This is a genomic window from Sorangium sp. So ce448, from assembly GCF_051520915.1.
Taxonomy (GTDB): domain Bacteria; phylum Myxococcota_A; class Polyangia; order Polyangiales; family Polyangiaceae; genus Sorangium; species Sorangium cellulosum_B.
The window spans coordinates 2,861,328-2,883,693 of record NZ_CP150343.1; the positions used below are offsets into that span (position 1 = coordinate 2,861,328).

The window sequence follows — 22,366 nt, forward strand, 5'->3', positions numbered from 1 at the left end:
CGAGCGACATGCCGCGATCCTTCCCGCACCTCCCCGCCGCGCTGCTCTCCGCCATGGCGTGCGGCGCGCTCGCGAAAGCGGCCGCCGGCGAGGGGCAGCCCGAGCGCGCGCGCGTCTGGGTGGCCGACGACGGCACGCGCGTCCGCCGGGAGGACGTCGGCCTGCCGCTCTCGCGCGGCGAAGGAAACGCGGTCTTCCGGCCCGGCGAGCCGATCCGGCTCGGCGCGCTCCGCGCGGAGGTCGTCGCCTTCCAGGTCGTCGTCGAGGCCGGCGCCGAGCCCGTGCGCGGCGTGACGGTCGAGCTCTCCGCGCTCGGCCCCGCGGCCGGCCCGGGCGCGCCGGCCAAGGCGCCGCCGGCGCCGCAGCAGCCCGCGCAGGGGCAGGGAGCGGCGCCCGCGGGGGCGATCTCGATCCGCCGCTTCGTCGAGCACTACGTCGAGATCACGCAGCGCTCGCGCAACGAGCAGCGCCCCCGGGAGTCGCTCGGGTGGAGCCCTGCGGCGCGGCCGCCCGACGAAGCGCACCTCGGGTTCCTCCCCGACGCGCTCATCCCGGTCGAGCTCGCGCCCCCCTGGGCGCCGTACCCGCTCGAGGTCGGCGCCCGCGAGACCCGAGCGGTCTGGATCGATCTCCACGTCCCGGAGGGCGCCCTCCCCGGCGCCTACGAGGGGAGGGTGGTGGTCGGATCGGCGTCGCACGGCGAGCTCGCGTCGCTCGATCTGAAGCTCGACGTCGCCCCCGCGACGCTGCCGTACGGCGCTGTCGACTTCATCGCGTTCTACGACGTCGACGAGGTCGCCGCGCGGGTCGGCGACGGGCCCGCCGTGGAGCAGCAGCTCTGGCAGCTGCTCCACGAGCACCACGTCGACGGCTTCGCGTCGGTCCGGAGCCCCGCCGAGGTCGAGCGGCTGCGCTCGGCGATCGACGGCTCGCTCTTCACGGAGGCGCGCGGCTACCGGGGGCCGGGCGCGGGTGTGCCGCCCGGGGCGGTGGCGCTCGGCGCCTATGGCAGCTTCGGTGATCCCGCGGAAGCGACCCTCCGCCGCGTCGAGGCGGTCGCGGACGTCCTCCCGCCGGCGGTCGACGACGTGATGCTCTACGCGATCGACGAGCAGTGCGAGAGCCCCCGCGGGCCCGGCTGGCGCCGGCTGATCCGCGGCTCGCGCCTGTCGTCGCGCGTCCTCGTCGGGCACTCGTGCGGCGAGGTCCCTCCGGTGGAGCAGGACGTCGACCTCGTGCTCACGCCGGCGAACCGCTTCGACTCCACGTGGGCGCGGGCCGCGCGCGAGGCCGGCCAGCGGCTCTGGGTGTACAACGGCGCGCTGCCGCGGACCGGCACGTTCATGATCGACGCGCCGCTCACCGGGCTCATGGCCGACGGCTGGATCGCGGCCTCCCACGAGGTGGACCGCTGGTTCCTCTGGGAGACGGCGTTCTGGCACGACGGCAACCGCGGCGGCAAAGGGCCCATCGACCCGTTCACGGTCGCCGAGAACTTCCACAACCGCGACGGCGACGCGTGCCTCGGCGACGGCATGCTGCTCTATCCAGGGACGCAGCGGGGCGCGTTCTCCTCCCGATCCGTCGGCTTTCCCGGCGTGCTCCCCTCGATGCGCCTGAAGAGCCTTCGCCGCGGGATCCAGGACGCCGGCTACATCGCGCTCGCGAGGTCGGCGTCGCCCGGCGCGGTGGACGCGATCGTCAAGGAGGTGATCCCGGCCGCGCTCGACGAGGCGCTCGACAGCGCGCCCGCCGCGTGGAGCAGCGAGGGCGCCCCGTTCTTCAGGGCGCGCTCCGCGCTGCGGGCCCTCATCCCGGCGGGCGCCTCGCTCGACGCCGCCGGCGTCCGCCGCGCGCTCGCCGAGGCGGCGGCGGCCCGCCGCGCGCTCGTCCCGCTCCCCCGCGCCGGTGGCGAGGCGGACAGCGCGGGACAGGCCAGCCGGTGGCCGTTCGGCCGGTGGAGCACGACGGCGCGGCTCATCGCCGTCGCCGGGCTGGGCGCCGCCGTGCTCGCGCTCGTCATCGCGCTCTACCGCCGGGGGAAGCCAGGGCGGGGGGCCGAGGGGCGCTGACCGGCGTACGCCTCACTCGCCTGCCTGGCGGTTGAGCCCGTATCCCACGACGCTCGAAGAGGGCTCTATCGCCGGCCGACGGAGCGGCGTTTTGGGCTCCTCGGGCTCACGACGATCGCATGATGAGCTGCTGAGTCGCCTTGCGCTCGCCCACGACGGCGACCGCCGTCTCGGAGGCGAGCCCCGCCGCGCCCTGTGACGTGCGGCGGATCGTGCCGAGCAGCGCGAACCAGCCGAGCTGGCTGCTCGAAATGGCGCGCTCGCTGATTCCGTCCACGCGGGCCAGCGCCTTGCGCGCGACCCGGAACATGCTGCGATCGATCCCCTCGAGCAGGTCGAGCGTGGCGCCGAGCCGCTCCTGCGTCTCGACGCGCACGTCCTCGAGGAAGCCGAACCCCGCGCGCACGACCTCTTCGACGACGCCGAGGCTGCCATCAACCCAGGTGGCGATCAGGCCTTCTTGCGGAACGCTGAGCTTCGCGCGTTCAGAACCATTGCTGCCGGCCGCGGCCTGGCCGGAGATGCTCTCGTCCATCTCGAACCCCCTTCCTCAAAATGGCTCGCAGGTCATTCGCCTGCTGCGAACCCATTATCAACAGCTGAGTTCTCGGATGGGTTATCACAGGGCAACAAAGGCGTGAACTCTTTCTTTGTCATCTCGTCATCGCGAACGCGCCCTCTGGTGCTCTGGTCGGTCGCGTCCGTTGCATCGTTGTATCTTGCGTCCGTCGTGTCCGTCACGTCTGTTGCGTCCGTCACGTCTGTTGCCTCCGTTCCCGGAGCCAGACGTGCCGCGCGGAGTGAGGTCGAGGCGACGCCCTCCCAGGCGTCCTGCCGAATTCGCTCTACCTCGGTAAATTTCGCTGAAATACGCGATAAACGGCCAGCGCGTCGCAGACGTAAGCTGGCGGCCACCGAAGACCCTTGATCCTTGGCAGGCGCGCCTCGGCTGGGTACGGTCCCGCGGTGCCCACGAGGCCCACGAAGATCGAGCGATTCCTGAGGGGGACCACCTTGTCCACGCTGCTTGCCGCCTCCTGCGTCTCCGGCGCACAGCACGGCGAGGCGCCCTCCGCGCCGCCACCTGCTGAGCTCTTGGCCTTCGATCTGCATGAAGGCCAGATAGACAACCACTTCTTCCGTCGTGGTCATACCGCCGCGCATCTCTTGACGACGTCGGGCGTGTCGCCGCGGCTCATCGTCGCTTTTCCGGCAGGGAACATGGGAATCGCTGTGTGGTTCGATTCTCTGCCCGCGCCGGTCGATCTCTCGGTGGAGGGGGACGTCTCTGACGTGGAGCGCGTGGAGCGGCCCGGCGTCATGCGCGGCGTGTCGGCGCTCCTCGCGAGCGAGGCGCCGGTGCTGCGTGTCCATCGGGCGCTCCTAGGGAGTGTCCGTACACTCCGTGACGTGGGGCGCGACGCCGAGGTTCCGGCCTGGCTCGGGAACGACGTCGAGGCGATCGCCTCGCAGCGGGGCGCGGCGATCGCCGTGCGGCGGACGATGCTGGACGGCGATCATCACCTCGAGCTGCTCATCGAGCCGCAGGACGGCACGACGGCCGCGCTCGGGGACGATGGCCGGATCGAGCTGGTGGCAGGGCCGAGCGGCCTCCGTGTCCGGGTGACGGCGCTCTCGGACGAGGCGCCGCTCACGCCGGTGCCCCTCGAGGAGCTCGTGACGGAGCGCGCCAGCGACGATCCGCGCCACCGCCAGGCGCTCGGCTTCCTCGCGTACCGGGAGAAGCTGCTGGCCGGGTCCTGGCGTTTCCTCACCTACTTCGGCCGGGACACGTTGCTTGCGGTAAGGATGCTCCTGCCCGTCCTCGAGCCGGCGGTGGTCGAGGCGGGCCTCGGCTCGGTCCTCGATCGGCTGAGCCTGACCGGTGAGGTCGCGCACGAGGAGGCGATCGGCGAGTACGCGGCGCTCATGCACCTCGATTCGGGCATCCCCGGGGCGCTGCGCGAGCCCGTCTACGATTACAAGATGATCGACGACGACTTCCTCCTCGCGCCGGTCGCCGCCGAATATCTCCTCGGCAGCGCGGCCGGCCGGGAGCGCGCCGCCGAGTTCCTGTCGCGCCGGACGCCGGGGGGCGACACGTATGCGGAGGCGCTCGCGCGGAACGTGGCGCTCGTGCTCCACCTCGCCGCCCCGTTCGCCGAGACGGGGGATCCGATGAAGCTGATCGGGCTCAAGGCGGGCATGAAGGTGGGCGAGTGGCGTGACAGCCAGGAGGGCCTGGCGGGCGGCCGGATCCCCTACGACGTGAACGCCGCGCTGGTTCCGGCCGCGCTCCACGCGTCGGCGCGGCTGCTCGCGAGCCCGCTGCTCGGCGCGGACGCGGAGCGCGCCGGCCTGGCGGAGCGGCTCTCGCGCGCGTGGAAGGACGCCGGGGTGTTCTTCCGTGTGGAGCTGCCGGAGGACGAGGCCAGGCGGCGCGTGTCGTCCTATGCGGCGTCGCTGGGCCTGGACGCGGCGCCGGCGCTCGCGTCGCTCTCGGGGACGCTCTCGTTTCCTGCCGTCGCGCTCGACGCCGAGGGGAAGCCGATTCCCATCATGCACTCCGACGACAGCTTCGTCCTCCTGTTCACGGAGCCGCCGCCCGCTGCGCTGGAGGAGATCGCGGGCCGCCTGATCCGCCCGTTCCCTGCCGGCCTGCGGACGCCGGTGGGGATCCTGGTCGCGAACCCCGCGTTCGCGCAGGATCCGGCGCTCTGGAGGGATTTCACGGCGGCCCATTACCACGGGACGGTCACGTGGTCGTGGCAGCAGGCGATGCTGGCCGCGGGCCTCGAGCGGCAGCTCGGCCGCGGCGATCTGCCGGCCCGCGCTCGGGGCGCGCTGGAGCGGGCGCGGAGCGCGCTCTGGGAGGTCATCGCGGCGACGCGCGAGGCGAGCACGCGGGAGCTCTGGAGCTGGGCCTTCGAGGGCGGCTGTTACAAGCTGGTCCCCTTCGGCGCGGAGCGATTGCACCACGACGAGTCGAACGCGGTGCAGCTCTGGAGCACCGTGTACCTCGCGGTGCGCCCCTGAGCCGAGCGGCGGCCAATCCCGCGTGTCACGAATCCCGCCAGGGATCTGTCTCGCAATGAAGAGAGATTTCGACGCAATGACGCCAAGAGCGCAAAGAAACAAAAATCTGTTCTTTTTTTGCGCCTTTGCGTCTTTGCGACTTTGCGTTGAGATCTCTCTCCGGATCCCTGGCCGGACCTCTGGCGGGCGGAACTAGCGCTCAGGCCTTTGCGCCGGCGATCAAGTCCATCAGCGATCGCCGCTCCCCGCCACGATCGACCCCTTCAATCGCCCCCAGCTCGACATCCGGCCGGACCCCCGTCCCCTGGATCGGCTCTCCCCCCGGCAGGACCATCCTCGCCGCCGGCGCGAGGACCGGCGCGCGATCCTCCGGATCCGCCGCGACCTTCAGCGCCGTTCCCTTTCCGTAGGTGCGCTCCCCCGCCACGACCGCCCTCCCGTGCCACTGGAGGCAGCCGGCGAAGAGCTCCGCCGCCGACGCCGTCCCGCCATTCACGAGGATCCACAGCGGCGCGCGGCACGGATCCCGGTGGCTCGACCGGTACACGATCTCGTCGCCGTCCGCGTCGATCGCCCTCCCGAGGACGCTCCCCGGCTCCAGAAAGTCGCCCGCGAGCTCGAGGAACGCCGTCAGCTCCCCACCGGGGTTGTCCCGCAGATCCAGCACGAGCGTCTCCAGCCCTTCGGCCTCGAGCGCCCTCACCGCCGTATGGACCCGGGCGGGCACGTCCAGCGAGAAGGTGCGGATCTTCACGTACCCGACCCCCGGCTCGAGCTGGACGCTCTCGACGGGCGACGCGCCGCCGCACGGGTGGAGCGACGCGACAAGCGCGTCCAGATCGGCCAGCATCGGGGCGCCGGCGGGCCGCGCGCCCCCGGCGCTGCCCCCGTTGTACGTGATGAAGACGTTGGTCACGCTCGGCAACACCTGGACGCCGATGAAGCAGTTGTAATTGTTGCCGGCCCTCGGAGAGAGCAGCGACGTGGCGGGGGCATAGTTGATGAAGACCCGCACGTTGCCGAACGTGTACTGGCCTGATCCCATGAAGGTCCAGTGCAGCGTGCCCAGCCAGTCGCCCATCGTGAGGATCGCGCGCGCCAGGAGGCTCAGCGCAGGCCCCATCGAGAACCACACGTTGAACGAGAACGGGAACTTCACCGCGTTCGGGTCGAAATTGGGGAACGGGAACGGGCCGAGCGCAGGCGACAGGCACACGTCGGGGTAGCCGGCGCTCATGCCGGTGCACTTGTTGTTCGCAGGGAGCATCGCGCCGGCCTCCTATCCCAAGAGGATCTGCTTGCCGTTCACCGTGACCGTCTCCTCGGTCAGGATCGTGGCGTTCTTCGCCTTCGTGAACGCCGTCTTCTCCACGATCGTGTGCGACTCGCTCGCCTGCACGCTCAGCAGCGCGCTCACCCGCTGGACCATCGAGGTGAACCTCTGGACCACGGCGTCGGCCACCATCCGGATCTTGCCCGCCTGCACCTCGAGCTCCGGCCCCCGGATCGCGACGCCCTTGTCCCCGGACAGCGAGAGCTCTCCGTCCCTCGCGTGCACCGCCACGTCCCCCTGGAGCGACAGCACCGTCCGACCCGCGCCATGGAGCACGCCGATGGCGTAGTAGCGCTCCTCCCTGCCGATGACGAGCAGCGTGTCGCCCACGGCGGGCTCGTAGGGCAGCGCGAGCGCCATCTCGACGGCGACCGGCTGGCCGCCCGGCAGCTCCACCGCGATCGCGCCCCCCTCCGCCGCCGTGACCCGGCCCGGGCCCAGGTACTCCCTCGGGAGCGCCGCGGCGCCCTCCTGGCCCGCGTCGTCGGCCGCCGCGCCCCCGGCCCGCGGGAGGCCGATCCGAAGCACGTCCGCGCCGCGCGCGCCGTGCGCGCCGTACGTCCGAGGCGCGTGCTCCTCGCCCGCCGCCGCGTCCACCCGCACGGCCGCCGCGCGATCGCTCTCCTTCATGGCTCCCATCGACATCGCTCCTCCTTCATTGCGAGCGCCGCTCGGGCGGCATCCATGCCTCGGCCTCCAGGCGATCGACGTCCGTGCGCCTCGCCGTGGCGAGGTTGGCATCGAGATACCGTGTCTTCTCGTCGCGGACGTGGTGCAGGTTCGCCCAGTGCAGGTCCGCGCCGGTGAAGTCGGCGCCCGAGATGTCCGCGTGCGAGAGATCGGCGTGGTGCGCCTTGACCCCCACGAACAGCGCCCCGGCAGCGCGGACCTCGTGCATCACCGTCTCCCGGATGTCGGCCCCCGCGAGGTTCGCCCCCGAGAGATCGGCCTTCACGAAGATCGCATTGCGGAGCATCGCCTGCGTCAGCCCGGCGCCGGCGAGCACGCCGTCGCCGAAGAAGGCGGCCTTCGCCATCGCGCCCGCCAGCGACGCCTGCCGCAGGTTCGCCCCCTTGAAGTTCGCGTTCGCCAGGATGGCGTTGTCGAGGCGCGTCCGCTCCAGGTTGCACGAGGTGAAGTCGCAGTTCGACAGGTTGGACCCCGAGAGGTCCATCCCCGAGAGGTTCCCGAGCACGAAGAAGCACCGCGTGATGGTCAGCCCGGAGAGCGACGCCCGCGTCAGGTCCACGCCGGAGAAGTCCACGCAGTCGAAGATCGCCTTCTCGAAGGTGATGCCCTCCACGACCGCGGTCCGCAGCGTGGTCTGCGAGACGAGCGCGCGCGTCAGGTTCGCGCCCGTCAGGTTGGCCCCCTCCAGCACGCAGCGCACGAGCCGCGATCCGGACAGGTCGGCGCCCGAGAGATCGGCCTCCTTGAAGACCACCATCTCGAGGTCCTTGCCCGAGAGATCCGCGCCCGGCAGCCGCGCCCGGTACAGCATGCACGACCTCACCGTCGCGCCCCGGAAGTCCGCGCCGGTGAGGTCGCAGCCCGCGAGCACCGTCTGGTCGAGCGTCGCGCCCCGGAAGCTCGCGCCCCGGAGGTCCGTGCCCTGGAGCGACGACAGCGTGAGGTTCGCGTTCTCGAAGCTCACCCCGGCGAAGTCCATCCCCTCCAGCGCCGAGCCCGCGAGATCCGCCCCGGAGAGGTCGAGCCGGCCGAGGCGCGCGCCGTCGAACACCGTCTTCGTGAGCTTCTTCGGGAGCACGGCCTCCCGGAGATCGGCCTTCAGGAACACCACCGTGTCGAGCTCTGCGCCCGACAGATCGGCCCGCGTCAGGTTCGCCTCGGTGAACGACGAGCCCTCGATCCGCGCCTGCGACAGCGAGGCGCCCGAGAGATCCGCCCGCGTGAACGACGACTGCGAGACGGTCACCCCGTCGAGCGCCGCGCCCGACAGGTCGGCAAGGTCGAGCCGCGTGCCCTTCAGGGTCGCCCCGGACAGCTCCGCCCCCGCGAGCTTCGACTCGGCCAGGTTCGCCTCCTCTAGCCGCGCGCCGCGCAGGTTCGCCCCGGTCAGCTGCCCGCGGACCAGGCTCGCCCCCGTGAGGTTCGCCCCGGCGAGGTTCACGCCCGAGAGGTCGCTCTGGGCGACGGCCGCGCCCTGGAGATCAGCGCCCGACAGGTCCGCGCCGCGGAGCGCGCACCAGGCCATCTTGATGCCGCGGAGATCGGCCCCCGACAGGTCCGCGCCCTCCAGCTGCACCCGCCCGAGCTTCACCCCGCGCAGCCGCGCCTTGCGGAGATCGGCCCCCCGCAGATCCATGTCGCCGAGCGTCCTGCCCTCGAGCGCCTCGCCCGCCTGGAGCAGCGCCCTCAGCTCGTCCGGGGTCATCGATCTCGCTCCAGCGTCGACTTCTTCAGGTTCGCCCCCCTGAAATCACAGCCGGATCCCGAGGTCTCGTAGAATTTTGCATCGTAGAGGTTCGCGTCGACGAACTTCGCCTCCGGGACCCGCGCCCTGAGCAGGTCTGCCTCGAAGAGGTTCGCCCGCGTGAAGTCGGCGCGCGTGAGGTTGGCCCGGTCGAACCGGGCGCCCCGCACGTTGGCCCCGAAGAAGATCGCGCCGTCGGCCGTGGCCTCGCTGAAGAGGGCGCCCGTCAGCACGGCGAGGCTGAGATCCGCGCCGGTGAGGGTCGCGCTCATCCACACGCTCCCGTCGCCCCGCGCGCCCGTGAAGATCGCGCCTGTCAGGTCGGACCCGGAGAAGCTCGACCCGGTGAGGGTGGCGCCCGCGAACGTGGCGGAGGCGCCCTTGACCTTGGACACGAAACACCGCGTGAGCGAGGCCTGCGACAGGTCCGCGCGCTCGAGCACGGTGTCCTCCAGGAAGGCCACGGCCCACGCCGCTCCGCGCGCGACGGCCGCCGTCATGTCCGCCCTCGAGAAGACGAGCTGCGACCCTTGCGTGCCCGAGAGATCGGCCTCCATGAGCCGCGCCCCGTCGAACGTGGTGCCCTCCAGCGTGGCGTCGCGGAAGACGGCGCGCTCTGCCGAGGCGCTCTGCAGGGTGGCGAGGCTCAGGTCCGCGCCCGTGAAATCGGCCTCCCTCACGTCGGCGTCGAACAGCACGGCCTGCTTGAGGATGGCGCGCGTGAGCCTGGCGCCCCGGAGGTTGGCGCCCGTGAGAAGGGCGCCCGTGAGGTCCGCGCCCGTCAGGTCGCGGCCGCTCAGGTCCTGCTCGCTCAGGTCCTGGTCGCGGAGGTCGCTGCCGGGCCCGATCTGCCCGGGCGGCCGCGGCGGGGCCATGGAGAGGCCCATCGACGCGAGCTTCGGATCGCCGGCGAGCTTGTCCCACGCCGCGAGCGCCGGGACCTGGGTCCCGCGCGCGGCCGCGAGCGCCTTCGCCTCCTCCACCGCCCGCGCGACGCGCCGGAAGGCCGTCCGGAGCGCCGCGTCCATCAGCATGGGCGACGCGCCGGAGCTCATCGGCGGCAGGGCCTGCGAGGCCTTCGGCAGGTTGCGCAGCGCCTCCGCGATGACGCTGCCGAGGACCTTCCCCCCCGGCAACGCGACGCCCGCGAGCCCCGCCATCGCCCGGCCGATCCTCTCCTGCTGCGGCTTCGCGACGTCGCCGAGCCGCGCCTTGAGCAGCGCCGACAGCGGGTCGAGCCCCGCCGCGCCGCCGCCGTCGCGCGGCGCCGCGCCGTCGCCCTGCTTCTGCAACGCCTGCAGCGCCCCCCACTCCTCCTTGAGCTCCGGCGCGAGCTGCTCCTCGATCTCGAGCGGATCGGCCTCGAAGCGCGCAAGGATCTCCCGGTAATGCTCCTCGGGCAGCGCCGGCCCGTCGAGCGGCTCGGAGGCGACGAGCGTGGTGACGCGCGAGAGGTCGTCGTCGGTCACCTCCGTGAGGCCGCGCCACGTGAGGAACAGGGCCCCCTCGTCCAGGTTGGCGAGCAGCGTATCGAGGTGCATCGGCACCTCCCGGAACCCGCGCTCCGCGTCGTTCGCGAAGACGCGGATCCGGAGGCCCGGCAGCCGCGACCGGAAGACGTCCGCGTCCGGGTGGAGGTTCTGGAACAGGAGCTCCTCGTCCCCGCGCAGGTACGGGAGCCACTGGTCGGGCCGGGCCGAGTTGAAGAACGTCCAGTCGAAGTCGTCGGCGTAGTACGGCGCTCGCTTCTCGCGGTACGCCTTGCCGTAGTTCTTCCCGACCCGGGCGCGCCGATCGGGCCGGTTCGGCGACAGGGGCCCGAACCCCGCGGGCGCCGGCCGATCCGAGCGCGACAGCAGCAGATCGTCCGCGCCCTCGACGTTGGGGAGCTCGCGCGTCCCGTGGCCCCTGCCCACCGGGTTGAGCGGGTGCCCCGGCCCTCCGAAGCTGCGCCGATCGCCGAGCGGCATCCGGTCGAACGGCACGGGATCGCTCATGGCGGGCCCGAGCAGGCCATCCATCCACACGCGCTCGCCGACCACGCGCAGGATCTTCGACCAGGACCCGACGCCGAACCGCACCGGACACTCGGTCATGCGCGCCTTGCCCGGCGTGTGGCACGTGCCGATCAGGAGCACGTCGGCCTGGGGCTTGAAGTCCGCCAGATCGCTCGGGTACAGGCACTCGCCGGTCTGCTCGTGATCGTCGTCGTGGAACACGTCGCCGCGCAGCGTCTCCTGCGCGAGCGCCGGGTGGCCCTCGGGCAGGGAGAGCGGCGCTCCGGGCGTGAGGATGAACTTCGCCCGGACGATCAGGGTCACCTCCGGCTGGGGCGGCCTCCGCGAGGTGACCTTGCTGCCGAAGAGGAACGGGGTGAGATTCTTGTTCGCCATCCGTGAGGGTCGTCGCGCTTGCGCGTCACGTCATGAGGTGGACTGCCGCGATGTTCGTGCGGACGGGCACGACCTTGCCCCGGTCCAGGGTGACTTTCACTTTCTCCGGCCCCATCGAGAGCGTGGGCCCGATGCTGGCGTCGAGCGACGCGGCGACGGTGACGGACGCCTCCAGGCCGATCGTGGCGCTCGCCGAGATGCCGCCCGTGAAGCTCACCTCCGCGCCGAGCGTCGCCTCGATCATCCCCCCCAGGACGACCTCGTTGACCATGCCGAGGTTGATCGTCGTCTCGATCCCCTCGACGACGGTCTTGCTGTTGCCCTGCGTGTAGGAGTCCGCGTCGCCGTACTTGTCGTCCTCGGTGTCGGCGTGGGTCTCCGAGATGATCTTGCTCGCCTTCGTGTAGCTCTTGATGATGTCGGCCTCGGTGTGGTCATCCATGGTCCCGGTGACCGTCGTCGAGGTCGTGATCGACCCTGCCTTCATCGTCGACTTCGACGGTCCGTCGATGGTCGTCTCGTCGGTCATCGACGTGGCGTGGGTCTTCGACACCATCGTATCCGCCCAGGTCTCGTTGGAGATCGAGGGCACCCGCAGCTTCGCCGAGCCGGTATAAGACGAGATGCTCTTGGCCCACGTCCTGTCGACGATCGTGGGGTTCTCCCCGAGGACGCCTGAAGGCGGGAGCCCCCAGGGGTCCGTGATCTCGTCCAGGTTGCGCGGCGGGCTGTCGTGTCCGGTGACGCTCTCCAGCTTGCTGCCGTAATGGAACTCGAAGGCATCGCCGTGGTAGGTGGTGTGCACCTCGCCTTTCACGGTCTTCTCGCGCAGGCGCTTCTCGCCGCGGGGGCCCTGGATGAAGTCGAACTCGCCCGACCCGTAGAAGGTGATGCTCTTCTCGTTGATCTGCCCGTCCTCCGCCTTCCAGCCGCCCTCGAACTCGCGGTGTCCGAGGACGGTCATCTTGTACGTGCCGCCGATGACCTCGACCTTGTCGCCCCGGGTTGTGATGACCCGGTTGCCGTCGGTGTGATCTCGCCAGGTGTACTCGTCGCCCTCGGCCGCGCCGATGCGCAGGTACGACGACATGCCGTCGCCGAAATCAGGCACATGGAGGATACCGTACTTGCCATCGCCGGCCATGGGAGCTCCGTATCCGGTGGCGCGTGGAGCGTTGTGCCCGCGCCCTCAAACGAAGAGGTTGAACGCCGAGACGATCTTGTTGGCGAGCGCGATCTCCGTCTTGCTCATGTGGAGCTCCACGCCCGCCGGGCTGATCTCGAGCCTGGGGCCGGCGGAGACGTCGATGGTCCCGGTCAAGCTGAAATCCGCCTTGAGCCCGACGGTCACGTCGACGATGCCGCCGGCCGTGAAGGTCACCTCCGCGCCGAGCGTCGCCTCGATCATCCCCCCGAGGACGACCTCGTTGACCATCCCGATGTTGATCGTCGTCTCGATCCCCTCGACGACGGTCTTGCTGTTGCCCTGCGTGTAGGAGTCCGCGTCGCCGTACATATCGTCCTCGGTGTCGGCGTGGGTCTCGGAGATGATCTTGCTCGCCTTCGTATAACTCTTGATGATGTCCGACTCGGTGTGGTCATCCATGGTCCCGTCGACCTTGGTGGAGGACGTGATCGACGCGGCGCGCAGGGTGGATTTCGACTCCCCCTTGACGGTCGTCTCGTCGGTCATCGAGGTGGCGTGCGTCTTCGTCACCATCACTTCCGCCCAGGTCTCGTCCGAGATCGACGGCACCGGCAGCTTCTCCGAGCCGGTATAGGACGAGATGCTCTTGGCCCACGTCCTGTCGACGATCGTGGGGTTCTCCGTCGGGATCGCCTGGGGCGAGGGCGGGTTCTTGTCATCGATGAAATCGTCGGTGACATTCAGCGTGGGGAACGTGTCCGTGCCGGTCTGGCTCTCCTTGATCTTCCCGAAGTAATGGTCGTAGACGTCGCCGTGGTAGAGGGTGTGCACCTCGCCCTTGATGGTCGTCTCGACGACCTTCCACGTCCCGCCGTAGTTCTGCACCCACTCGATCGTTGTGCCGCCGCCGAAGGTCTCGCTGACCTCGGTGACGTGCCCTCCCGACACGTCCCAGCCCGCCTGGTGCTCCCCGCGGCCGAGGATGAGCAGGCGGTAGTTCCCCCCGATCACCTCGACCTTGTCGCCCTTGGTGGTCGAGATGCGGTTGCCGTCGGTGTGATCGCGCCAGCCGCCCTTCGTGTGCAGCTTCGCTGTCTCGGCCTTTCGCTCGCCCACAGGCACGAAATTGGGCGAGCCGTCCCGCTTTCGGTCGTCGTCGGTGAACGTCTGAATCCGCTCGGCGAGATCGTCGCCCGCGCTCTCGCCGAGCGGCGCGGCGGCCCCGAGGCGCAGGTAGGACGGTTCCCCACCATTCAGATCCGGTACTTCGAGGAGCGCAAACTTGCCTCCGGACACTGGAGCCTCCGAGCGTGATGGACGACGCAAGGCGTCGCCGTGTCGCGGACCGCACAATCCTATGTCAGCGGGAGCCGCCCGTCCACGTCGAACGGCTCGCCGCGCTCGCCGTGATCGAGCGCGCGGCTCACGGGGCGGCGTGGCTCACGAGGCCTCGGCGGGGCGCTGCGCCGCCGACTCGGGGGCTTGGTGCGCGATGGCCCAGACGAACTCCGGCAGCAGCGCGAGGGAGTGCGGATCCTGCGTCACGCCGATGAGACCGCTGATGAACTCCATCGGATGCTCGCGCCTGCTCCCGTCGATGAAGCGCAGCTGGGCGCTGGTCAGGCCGGGCGGCATCTCGGAGAGCCCTGGTCCCTGCGGGTTGCCGAGGCCCCCGAGCGCGTCGCTCCGGGCCTCCGCCGTCAACCATCGCTCGTGCCAGCTCTCGAGATAGGGATTCGGGGCGAAGTAGTCGTTGGGCCACGCGCGCAGGTAGGGAAACAGCACGTGGATCCACCCGGTCAGCTCGTCGGCCGAGCTCTCGTACCTGAAGAACGCACGCCAGAACATCGTGTCGGCGCGCCCCTCCGCCGAGGCGGCGATCTGGTCGAGCACGGGCAGGAGCGCGCGGGTCCACCGATCTTGCCCGACGGAGCCGAGCATCGCCACGCGCTGGCGCACCCAGCGCCAGTCGTCGGACGTGCCGAGCAGGTACACGCGCGGGATCCCGCGCTGCGGGAACACCATGTCGCCCGGGAACGGCGGCTCCCACGCGTGGTGCGGCGCGAGCGGGGTCGCGACCGTGAGCTCCGACGACACCCGCTCGACAGGCCCCGTGGTGGAGAAATTGGACGTCACGAGGTCCCGCAGCGAGCCGACCCGCGCCGAAACCTGCCTGGAAAAGTCCGGAAACAAAGCTGGCCACGGGTTCACCTCGCCGAGGGTGAAGTCCGGGCGATCGACGACGATCGAGAACTCGTGATCGTCGGGGAGGAAGCGGCGTCGATGCTCGTCGTTCGCGGCGAGGTGGAACGTGAAGCCGCGCGCCAGGCAGAGCCAGACCACGTCGGGCGAGAGCACGAGGGGATAACGCTGGGTGAAGGCGGTATAGGCGGCCTGGACGAGCGGGTGGAGGTCCGTGCGTCCCACGAGGGGCAGGCGGTGGCGGTAGGAGGCCTCGATCTTCGAGACGAGCAGGCTCTGCACCGCAGCCTCGCTATCGAATCCCGGCAACGGCGCCGTTGCGGGCTCGACGTCGGCAACGGCGATCGTCGTGACGTTCATGAAACCTCGTGCTCCCCAAGGCTGCGCGGCGCGCTCGTGATCCTGCGCCGTCCTTGGTACACGAGCGTGCCGCGCCCGACAACGGGGGCGTGCAGCTGCCCACCGCGGCAGCGCGACATGGAGACGTGGAGCGTGCCCCGGCGCGGCACCTTTCTGCTGTCCACCCCGCGCGCGGTCGCTGGAGCGTGATTTTTTGCGGGTGGCTGATGCCGCGGGCCTCGCCGTGGTGTTGCATGTCCCGGGTGAATGGTGCACGACTAGGGGCTCATGCAGCCGCGGCGAGACGCCCTGAAGGAGGAGCGCAGCAGATGAACTCACGCCAGGCGAGTCCCCTCGGGGCGAGCGTATCGGCCAGCCCGAAGCTGGCGCTGCGGATCGACTTTCTCAAGAAGGTCTACGGGCTCTTCACGGCGAGCCTGGTGGTCTCCTCCCTGGGCGCCATGTGCGCGCTGTACATCGGGGCGCCGGACGTGGAGGAGGGGACGCTGGGGCGCGAGATGCCGCCGCTGGTCGAGCTCTTCGCGCAGCACCCGATCCTCTCGATGGGCGTCGTGTTCGGCGTGATGTTCGGCGCGCGCGCGGTGCGCAAGATCCCCGGGGTCAACGTCCTCGCGCTCTTCGGGATGGCGGCCGTCCTGGGCGTCACGGCGGCGCCTGCGCTCTACATGGCCCAGGCGGCGGCGGGCCTCGGCGGCACCCTGTCGTCGGCCCCGGTGCGGGACACCTTCATCCTGACGGTCCTCACGTTCGGGAGCCTCACGCTGGGGGTCTTCCTCTCGAGGGAGGACCTGTCGTTCATGGCCAGCGGGCTGGTGATGGGCGCCATGGTCGTCCTCGGCGCGATGCTGCTGAACGCCCTGCTCGGGAGCACGCTCCTCGGCCTCGCGATCGCCAGCGTGTCCGTCCTCGTGTTCGGGGGATACGTCCTCTACAACACGTCGCGCCTGCTCCACTCGAACGAAGAGGACCCGGTCGGCGGCGCGCTCGACCTCTACCTCAACTTCATCAACCTCTTCTCGGCGATTCTGCAGATCCTCTCGGGCCGCCACGTTTGAGCCGGCCGCGCTGCGTTCAGGTCGCGGCGCGCGCCGGCCTGCGCCCGACCTCCCCTGGGTCTCTCGCCCGGGGCGGACGGCTGGAGGGCGGCTTGACGCGCCATTTGGGCCGGGTAAGAACGCGCTGACCATGAGCCTGCAGCTCCTCGTCACCGCGCTTGCCCTCTCCCTCTCATCGCTCTCATCGCTCTCCTTGCTCGGTTGCGACAAGCCCGCCGAGGAGGCGCCGGTGGTGGCGGCCGCCGAGCTCGCCGCGCCGGCGAACGTCAAGCGCATCGACATCGCGGTGAACGACAGCGGCTTCTCCCCGTCGACGATCGAGCTGAAGAAGGGAGAGCCCGTGGTGCTGCGCTTCACGCGGACGACGAAGAGCGAGTGTCTGAAGGCGATCGCGATTCCCGATCTGAAGATCGAGAAGGACCTGCCGCTCAACACGCAGGTCGAGGTGGCCATCACCCCGCAGAAGGAGGGGAAGATGGTGCTTCAGTGCTGGATGGCGATGGTCAAGGCGACCATCAACGTGGTCGGCTCGTGACGCGGCCGCGCCCGTCGCGAGACGCGCGCGCCGTCAGAGCATGAGCCAGAGCTCGGCGTCGTAGCGCTTCGCGCCGCCGCCCGCGTCCTGCGCCGCGCGGCGCCTCCCCGAGGCGGGCTCCCCCGCGCTGTCCGGCGCGTCGTCCCGGCGCGCCCCGTCGCCTCGAACGCGCGCGCCGGCGTGAGCCAGGTCGATGCCGGAGGCGGCGCACCGGGCGACGGCGAAGCGGAGCATCTCACGCACGTCGCCCGAGCGGAGCATGCCGCGCGTCCGGTGGCGCGCGATCGCGGCCGCGCGCTCGACGCACTCGGCGCAGGGGGCCACGTCCGATCGGAACCTGAAGAGCAGCGTCCCCTCGGGCCACCCGAGCGCCGACGCCTCGATGCTCACCACGACGAACTCGCCGTCGCGGACCACCCGGGTCCGGGCCGCGCTCGCGCTGTCCTCGCCGGCGCCGTGCGCCTCGCCTCTCAGCAGGAACCAGTAACGATCCATGAGGCGCTCGACGTCGCGCGGCTCACCGTGAGCGATGATGTCTGTCATCCCTGACCTCCGATGACCCAATGTGAGGCCCGCTCCTCCGAACTTCGATGACAGGGAGAGACAGGAAATGTCCGCGCAGAAGGACAATGTCCGAGCGGTCGTGACGCGACACGACGCGGCGCGTCTCCGTTTGATGTGGTCTGTATTACCGTTGTGGTGGTGGTTTTCGCTTCCCTTTGGGGGCCCCGTGAGTAAGCTCTGCGCCCCCCAACGTGCCCGGCGGGAAGCCGCCCCGGTTCTTCGCTCCGAACCGGCTCGTGACGAGGCGCGCCGAGGGGATCGCTCCCGCGGCGCGCCGCGCGGAGCCAGTTTCAGCCACCCCAGACGGAGCGAAAGGCGATCCCATCATGAATCAGCATCCCGGCATCATCGGCAAGAAGATCGGCATGACGCAGATCTTCAACGAGACGGGCGAGGTCCTGCGCTGCACGGTCGTGCAGGCGGGCTGCGTCGTCATCGGCAAGCGCACGCTCGAGAAGGACGGCTACAGCGCCCTCATCCTCGGCCTCGGCGAGCGGGCGGAGAAGCACACGACGAAGCCGGTCGCCGGCGCGTACAAGAAGTCGGGGCAGACGCCGAAGCGGATCGTGCGCGAGCTGCGCTGCAGCCCGGAGCACGCGGCGAAGTACGAGATCGGGACCGCGCTCAAGGTCGACGAGATCTTCGAGGTGGGCCAGCGTGTGGACGCGCAGGGCCGCTCGCGCGGCCGCGGCTTCAGCGGCGTCATCCGCCGGTGGAGCTTCGCCGGCGCGGTCAGCTCGCACGGCACGCACGAGTACTTCCGCCACGGCGGCTCGATCGGTACGAACATGACCCCCGGCCGCACGCTGCCCGGCCTGAAGATGCCCGGCCACTACGGCGACGAGACGGTGAGCGCGCTCAACCTCAAGATCGCGAAGCTCCTCCCCGAGGACAACCTGATCCTCATCGAGGGCCCGGTCCCTGGCCCGAAGAACCAGCTGGTGACCATCCGCGGCGCCGTGAAGAAGCGCGGCGGCAAGGGGATCGTGCCGGTGCAGCAGCCGACCAAGAAGAAGGGCGGCTGATCCCGGCCGCCGGCGGGGCAGCTCCCCTGAGCGAGCGCCCCGCCGGTCGTGCCCGCCGAGCGTCCCTCCGTGTCGCAGAAGCCGAAGAACCCGTACAAGCGGCCTGACGCCTTCACGAAGGCGGCGAAGGCGCAGGGCTATCCTGCGCGCAGCGTCTTCAAGCTCGAGGAGATCGATCGCCGGGTGCGGCTGCTCCGCCCTGGCCAGCGGGTGCTCGACCTGGGCGCCGCGCCGGGGTCATGGTCGATGTACGCGGCGCAGCGGATCGGCGCGGGGGGCAAGCTGCTCGCGGTGGATCTGTCGCCGATCACGGCGGCGTTCGGCCCGCAGGCGACGGTGGTGCAGGGGGACGCGCTGTCGCTGACGAACGAGGCGCTCGCGCAGTTCGCGCCGTACGACGTGGTGCTGTCGGACATGGCGCCCGCGACGAGCGGCAGCAAGATCGCCGACCAGGCCCGGAGCTACGAGCTGTTCATGCGCGCCGTGGCCGTGGCCGAGGCGCTGCTCGCGCCGGGCGGGGCGTTCGTCGGGAAGATCTTCATGAGCGAGGACTTCGTGAAGGCCCGGGACGCGCTGCGGAACCTCTGCGAGGAGGTCCGGAGCATCCGGCCCGAGGGGACGCGGGCGAGCAGCGTGGAGATCTTCCTGGTGGGGCTGAAGCGGAAGGCGGGGTAGGCGCCTGTCGCTGCTCAGGAGAAGCCGATAAGAGAGGTCTCCTGAGCTTCCTCTCTTCTCTTGGCGTCCTTGGCCGTCAATCCGCTCTGAACACCCGCCGACATCCTCTCAGAACGCGTTGTGCCCCGTGATCGCGTTGCCGAGGATCAGGCAATGCACCTCGTCGGTGCCCTCGTACGTGTACACGCTCTCCAGGTTGAGCATGTGCCGGATGACGGGGTAATCGAGCAGGATCCCGTTCGCGCCGAGCACGCCCCGCGCGGTCCGCGCGATCTTGAGCGCCCAGCCCACGTTGTTCCGCTTGCACAGCGAGACCTGCACCGGGCTGATGCCGGTCGTGTCCTTCAGCCGCCCGAAGTGCAGCGCCATGAGCTGCCCCTTCGCGATCTCCGTCGCCATCTCGACGAGCTCCGACTGGATGAGCTGCCGTGACGCGATCGGCTGGCCGAACTGGACTCGCTCGCGCGCATAGGAGACCGCCGTCTCGTAGCAGGCGCGCGCGGCGCCCAGCGCGCCCCACGCGATGCCGAAGCGCGCCTGCGTCAGGCAGCCGAGCGGGCCCTTCAGGCCAACCACGCCCGGGAGCACGTTCTCCTCCGGCACGCGCACCTCGTTCAGGACGATCTCCCCGGTCGGGCTGGCGCGCAGGCTCATCTTGCCGTGGATGAGCGGGGTCTCCAGGCCCTTCATCCCGCGCTCCACCACGAAGCCGCGGATGGACTCGGCCCCTCCGTCGTCGACCTTGGCCCACACAACGCAGAGGTCAGCGATGGGCGCGCTCGTGATCCACATCTTCGTGCCCGTCAGCACGTACGAGCTCCCGTCCTTCCGGGCGCGGGTCTTCATCGAGCTCGGATCCGACCCGCTGTCGGGCTCCGTCAGGCCGAAACACCCGATCAGCTCGGCGGCGGCCATCTTCGGCAGCCAGCGCTGCTTCTGCGCCTCGGAGCCGTACTTCCAGATGGGATACATCGCCAGCGAGCCCTGGACGCTCACGAAGCTGCGCAGGCCGCTGTCGCCATATTCGAGCTCCTGCAGCGCGAGGCCGTAAGCGACCGAGTTCATGCCGGCGCAGCCGTAGCCGGTCAGCGAGCCCCCGAGCAGGCCGAGCGCGGCGATCTCGGGGATCAGGTCGGTCGCGAACTCCTCGCGCGCGAACAGGTCCGCGGCGCGCGGCAGGTACCGCTCGCGCACGAAGCGACGGACGGCATCGCGGATCATGCGCTCTTCCTCGGAGAGCAGCGGATCGATCGCCATGAGCTGATCGAGCGAGAGGGGCTCCTGGATGGCCATGGAGCGAGCGTGTAGCGTGCCTGCGCGCGGCGCGGAAGGGGCAGCGCCGGCGGGCCGCCGGCTCAGGGGCGGATGGAGACGAGCGTGCCCTTCCGTAGCGAGAGCGCGCCGTGCCATTCGGCCGGCACCTCGGGGGTCGTCCACTCGAACAGCCAGGCGGCGTCGAGCGGAGAGAGGTTCACACAGCCGTGGCTGCGCGCGGTGCCGAAATCGTCGTGCCAGTAGGCCGCGTGGAACGCGAAGCCCTCCGTGAAGTACTGGACGAAAGGCACGTCGCGGAAGTCGAACGGATCCTCGTCCTCCTCGTCGCCGTCCATCGTGACCGTGACATGCTTCGTGTGGATGCGGAACAGCCCCTGGATGGTGGAGCGCGTCGTCTTGGGGTCGCCGAGGCCGTCCGCCCCCGTCGAGACGAGCGTCACGTAGACCGGGCGGGTGCCCTCGTAGGCGACGAGGCTCTGCTTGTCGATCGAGACGTCGATCCACTTCCGCCCGCGCAGCGCCCACGCGGGCGTCCTGGGGAGCGGGTCGACGCGCACGACCTCGTCCGAGCGGACGAGCGAGCCGTCCCGCGCCTCGAGGTAGTCGATGCCGCCGAGGCGCCGCGAGGCGCCGGACAGCGGGATCGCCTCGCGGAAGCGGAGCGGGGCGCGGGTGACGCCACCGCGTTCGCCCGGGACGAGGCGCGCGGCGTGGCGGCGCCTGGCGAAGGCCACGGGCAAGGTGACGCCCTCCGGGAGCGCCAGCCCGGCGAAGGCGCTCGGCCGGATGACGCGGGTGCGGTCGAGCGGCAGGACGGCGAGGTCGGTCGTCAGGCCGAAGCGGCGGCCGTCGTGATCGAACGTCGAGAGCAGGGCGAAGCCGGAGCGCGTCCGGGCGCGGCCCAGGACGAGCGCGTCGGGAGAGCGGCGATCGCCGGCGAGCCCGGGCGCCGGCCGCCCGTAGAGCAGGACCGAGGGGGTCGCGTCCGGAGGCGGCGGCGCGACGAAGTCCGGAGCGCGCGCGGCGGTCGCGGCGCGGAGCAGGTGCCCGGCGAGGTCGGGCTCGGCGCCGCGCTGCTCGTCCCCGTCCGGAAGGCGCGCATAGAGCGGCGGGGTGGGGGAGCGAGACATCACGTACGTGTAGGGCAGGCCGCCGAGCAGGGCTGTCGCGTCTCCTGCCTGCGTCGCGGCAAGTGGGTTTGCGCCCGGCTGCGTTGCGGCAAGTGGGTTTGCGCCCGGCTGCGTTGCGGCAAGTGCTGCCTCGCCTGGCTGCGTTGCGGCAAGTGCGGTCTCGCCTGGCTGCGTTGCGGCAAGTGCGGTCTCGCCTGGCTGCGTTGCAGCAAGTGGGTTTGCGCCCGGCTGCGTTGCAGCAAGTGCGGTCTCGCCCGCCTGCGCGGCGGCAAGTGTGGCCTCGCCGGACTGTGTCGTGGCAGGCGCGGCCTCGCCACGAACGACCGGCAAGGTGGGCGAGGCGAACCGGCGGACAGGGCGGCGCGACGATGCCTCGACCGCGAGGTCGTGAATGTTGAGCGTCGCGCTGGCGCCGATGCAGACGTAGCCGTTCGGCTCGATGTGGTACCAGCCGTCGGCGCACGACGTCCTGCCGGACGGCTCCGGCCTGCGCGCGACCACGGCGCCGGCACGCAGGTACCCGATGCGCCGGCTGGTCCAGCGCGGTTCGGCGAAGATCCACGTCTCCCTGGCGACGCTCGCGAGCTCGTGGACATCCTCCTCGGCCACCGTCGGCGAGGTGGCCGGGGGAGGATCGATCTCGGGCAGCTTGTCGGACCCGTCATCGACGAGCTCCGGCGGCAGCGCCGGCAACGCGAGCGGGTCGCCGCCCGGCGCCGCGGCGAGCGCGCCCGGCGCCGTCGCGGCCTCCTCGCCGGGCGGCGCGGCGTCCTCCGCGCGGGCGGCGGAGGGCGCCGGGGCAGCGACGGTCGGCGCGGCTGCGGCGAGCGGCGCGGTGACGGCGGAGGCGGGCGCAGGGGACGTCGCGGCGGGCTCGGAGGCAGGGCGCGGGCAGCTCACGCTCAGCGTCGCGAGCGCCATCGCCGGCAGGAGGAAAATGCCTCTCACGCGCATGGAGCGCGCGTATCAGGGGGCACCGGCGAGGGCCAAGTTCAAGGGGGGCACTCAGGAGAGCGGGAGGGCAGGGAGCGAGCAGTTCGCCGGCAGGAGGCGCCCGCCCGGGAGGCCCGGCAGGGCCGGCGGGCGCCTTGGCACGAGGTGCGCGGCGGACCCGCGCCCGCCGGCTTCAC

General features: G+C 71.0%; 17 protein-coding genes. 6 read left to right on the forward strand and 11 right to left on the reverse strand.

The features are described from left to right. Window positions 1-8 precede the first annotated feature (8 nt). Window positions 9-2,072: a hypothetical protein gene (locus tag WMF45_RS11050; RefSeq protein WP_437716873.1), complete on the forward strand. Its 2,064-nt coding sequence runs from the start codon at window positions 9-11 to the stop codon at window positions 2,070-2,072. A 106-nt stretch (window positions 2,073-2,178) separates the two neighbouring features. Here the strand turns inward: WMF45_RS11050 and WMF45_RS11055 are convergent, their stop codons facing one another. After that, window positions 2,179-2,607 (reverse strand): hypothetical protein, encoded by a 429-nt coding sequence (locus WMF45_RS11055; protein ID WP_437716874.1) that lies wholly within the window; start codon window positions 2,605-2,607, stop codon window positions 2,179-2,181. 431 nt (window positions 2,608-3,038) lie between these two features. Between WMF45_RS11055 and WMF45_RS11060 the strand changes: the two genes are divergently transcribed. Then, entirely contained in the window at window positions 3,039-5,108 is a 2,070-nt protein-coding gene (locus WMF45_RS11060; RefSeq protein ID WP_437716875.1) for a hypothetical protein, read from the forward strand. Window positions 5,109-5,307: 199 nt separating this feature from the next. On the opposite strand, the gene WMF45_RS11065 is transcribed toward WMF45_RS11060, so the two are convergent. From WMF45_RS11065 to WMF45_RS11095, 7 genes are all read right to left on the reverse strand, one after another. Then, window positions 5,308-6,375, reverse strand: coding sequence for a S41 family peptidase (locus tag WMF45_RS11065; RefSeq protein ID WP_437716876.1), 1,068 nt, complete (start codon window positions 6,373-6,375; stop codon window positions 5,308-5,310). A 12-nt stretch (window positions 6,376-6,387) separates the two neighbouring features. Beyond that, window positions 6,388-7,080, reverse strand: a complete 693-nt coding sequence (locus tag WMF45_RS11070) for a DUF3540 domain-containing protein (protein ID WP_437716877.1) — start codon at window positions 7,078-7,080, stop codon at window positions 6,388-6,390. Between the two features lie 16 nt (window positions 7,081-7,096). Further along, complete coding sequence (locus WMF45_RS11075; protein ID WP_437716878.1) at window positions 7,097-8,836, reverse strand: pentapeptide repeat-containing protein; 1,740 nt, start codon at window positions 8,834-8,836, stop codon at window positions 7,097-7,099. Then, window positions 8,833-11,268, reverse strand: a complete 2,436-nt coding sequence (locus WMF45_RS11080; RefSeq protein ID WP_437716879.1) for a DUF2169 family type VI secretion system accessory protein — start codon at window positions 11,266-11,268, stop codon at window positions 8,833-8,835. Before WMF45_RS11080 ends, WMF45_RS11075 begins: the two co-directional genes overlap by 4 nt. 25 nt (window positions 11,269-11,293) lie before the next feature. Beyond that, window positions 11,294-12,412 carry a hypothetical protein gene (locus tag WMF45_RS11085; RefSeq protein WP_437716880.1) on the reverse strand — a complete coding sequence of 373 codons (1,119 nt, stop codon included), beginning with the start codon at window positions 12,410-12,412 and terminating at the stop codon, window positions 11,294-11,296. 45 nt (window positions 12,413-12,457) lie between these two features. After that, on the reverse strand, window positions 12,458-13,711 hold the full coding sequence (locus tag WMF45_RS11090; RefSeq protein WP_437716881.1) for a hypothetical protein: 1,254 nt from the start codon (window positions 13,709-13,711) through the stop codon (window positions 12,458-12,460). A 144-nt stretch (window positions 13,712-13,855) separates the two neighbouring features. Continuing rightward, on the reverse strand, window positions 13,856-14,977 hold the full coding sequence (locus WMF45_RS11095; protein ID WP_437716882.1) for a DUF4419 domain-containing protein: 1,122 nt from the start codon (window positions 14,975-14,977) through the stop codon (window positions 13,856-13,858). 308 nt (window positions 14,978-15,285) lie between these two features. Between WMF45_RS11095 and WMF45_RS11100 the strand changes: the two genes are divergently transcribed. Further along, a complete protein-coding gene (locus WMF45_RS11100) occupies window positions 15,286-16,032 on the forward strand; it encodes a Bax inhibitor-1/YccA family protein (RefSeq protein WP_437716883.1) in 747 nt (248 codons plus the stop codon). A 130-nt stretch (window positions 16,033-16,162) separates the two neighbouring features. Beyond that, entirely contained in the window at window positions 16,163-16,567 is a 405-nt protein-coding gene (locus tag WMF45_RS11105) for a cupredoxin domain-containing protein (RefSeq protein WP_437716884.1), read from the forward strand. Between the two features lie 33 nt (window positions 16,568-16,600). On the opposite strand, the gene WMF45_RS11110 is transcribed toward WMF45_RS11105, so the two are convergent. Then, a complete protein-coding gene (locus WMF45_RS11110; protein WP_437716885.1) occupies window positions 16,601-17,110 on the reverse strand; it encodes a hypothetical protein in 510 nt (169 codons plus the stop codon). Window positions 17,111-17,457: 347 nt separating this feature from the next. Here WMF45_RS11110 and rplC point away from each other — a divergent pair, with 347 nt between their 5' ends. Both rplC and WMF45_RS11120 read left to right on the forward strand, forming a co-directional pair. After that, window positions 17,458-18,156 (forward strand): 50S ribosomal protein L3, encoded by a 699-nt coding sequence (gene rplC / locus WMF45_RS11115; RefSeq protein ID WP_437716886.1) that lies wholly within the window; start codon window positions 17,458-17,460, stop codon window positions 18,154-18,156. Window positions 18,157-18,225: 69 nt separating this feature from the next. Further along, window positions 18,226-18,831, forward strand: coding sequence for an SAM-dependent methyltransferase (locus tag WMF45_RS11120; RefSeq protein WP_437716887.1), 606 nt, complete (start codon window positions 18,226-18,228; stop codon window positions 18,829-18,831). A 108-nt stretch (window positions 18,832-18,939) separates the two neighbouring features. Here WMF45_RS11120 and WMF45_RS11125 read toward each other — a convergent pair whose 3' ends face one another. After that, the gene (locus WMF45_RS11125; protein WP_437299045.1) at window positions 18,940-20,124 is read right to left on the reverse strand and encodes an acyl-CoA dehydrogenase family protein; all 1,185 of its coding nucleotides are present in this window, start codon (window positions 20,122-20,124) and stop codon (window positions 18,940-18,942) included. Between the two features lie 62 nt (window positions 20,125-20,186). Further along, window positions 20,187-22,190 (reverse strand): L,D-transpeptidase family protein, encoded by a 2,004-nt coding sequence (locus tag WMF45_RS11130; protein WP_437716888.1) that lies wholly within the window; start codon window positions 22,188-22,190, stop codon window positions 20,187-20,189. Window positions 22,191-22,366: the final 176 nt, after the last annotated feature.

Bases quoted from the DNA above. Each gene is read 5' to 3' on its own strand.
- WMF45_RS11100 (WP_437716883.1), top strand. From the start codon at position 15,286: ATGAACTCACGCCAGGCGAGTCCCCTCGGGGCGAGCGTATCGGCCAGC.
- WMF45_RS11105 (WP_437716884.1), top strand. From the start codon at position 16,163: ATGAGCCTGCAGCTCCTCGTCACCGCGCTTGCCCTCTCCCTCTCATCG.
- WMF45_RS11085 (WP_437716880.1), bottom strand. From the start codon at position 12,412: ATGGCCGGCGATGGCAAGTACGGTATCCTCCATGTGCCTGATTTCGGC.
- rplC (WP_437716886.1), top strand. From the start codon at position 17,458: ATGAATCAGCATCCCGGCATCATCGGCAAGAAGATCGGCATGACGCAG.
- WMF45_RS11130 (WP_437716888.1), bottom strand. From the start codon at position 22,190: ATGCGCGTGAGAGGCATTTTCCTCCTGCCGGCGATGGCGCTCGCGACG.
- WMF45_RS11055 (WP_437716874.1), bottom strand. From the start codon at position 2,607: ATGGACGAGAGCATCTCCGGCCAGGCCGCGGCCGGCAGCAATGGTTCT.
- WMF45_RS11110 (WP_437716885.1), bottom strand. From the start codon at position 17,110: ATGACAGACATCATCGCTCACGGTGAGCCGCGCGACGTCGAGCGCCTC.
- WMF45_RS11075 (WP_437716878.1), bottom strand. From the start codon at position 8,836: ATGACCCCGGACGAGCTGAGGGCGCTGCTCCAGGCGGGCGAGGCGCTC.
- WMF45_RS11095 (WP_437716882.1), bottom strand. From the start codon at position 14,977: ATGAACGTCACGACGATCGCCGTTGCCGACGTCGAGCCCGCAACGGCG.
- WMF45_RS11080 (WP_437716879.1), bottom strand. From the start codon at position 11,268: ATGGCGAACAAGAATCTCACCCCGTTCCTCTTCGGCAGCAAGGTCACC.
- WMF45_RS11065 (WP_437716876.1), bottom strand. From the start codon at position 6,375: ATGCTCCCTGCGAACAACAAGTGCACCGGCATGAGCGCCGGCTACCCC.
- WMF45_RS11125 (WP_437299045.1), bottom strand. From the start codon at position 20,124: ATGGCCATCCAGGAGCCCCTCTCGCTCGATCAGCTCATGGCGATCGAT.
- WMF45_RS11070 (WP_437716877.1), bottom strand. From the start codon at position 7,080: ATGGGAGCCATGAAGGAGAGCGATCGCGCGGCGGCCGTGCGGGTGGAC.
- WMF45_RS11050 (WP_437716873.1), top strand. From the start codon at position 9: ATGCCGCGATCCTTCCCGCACCTCCCCGCCGCGCTGCTCTCCGCCATG.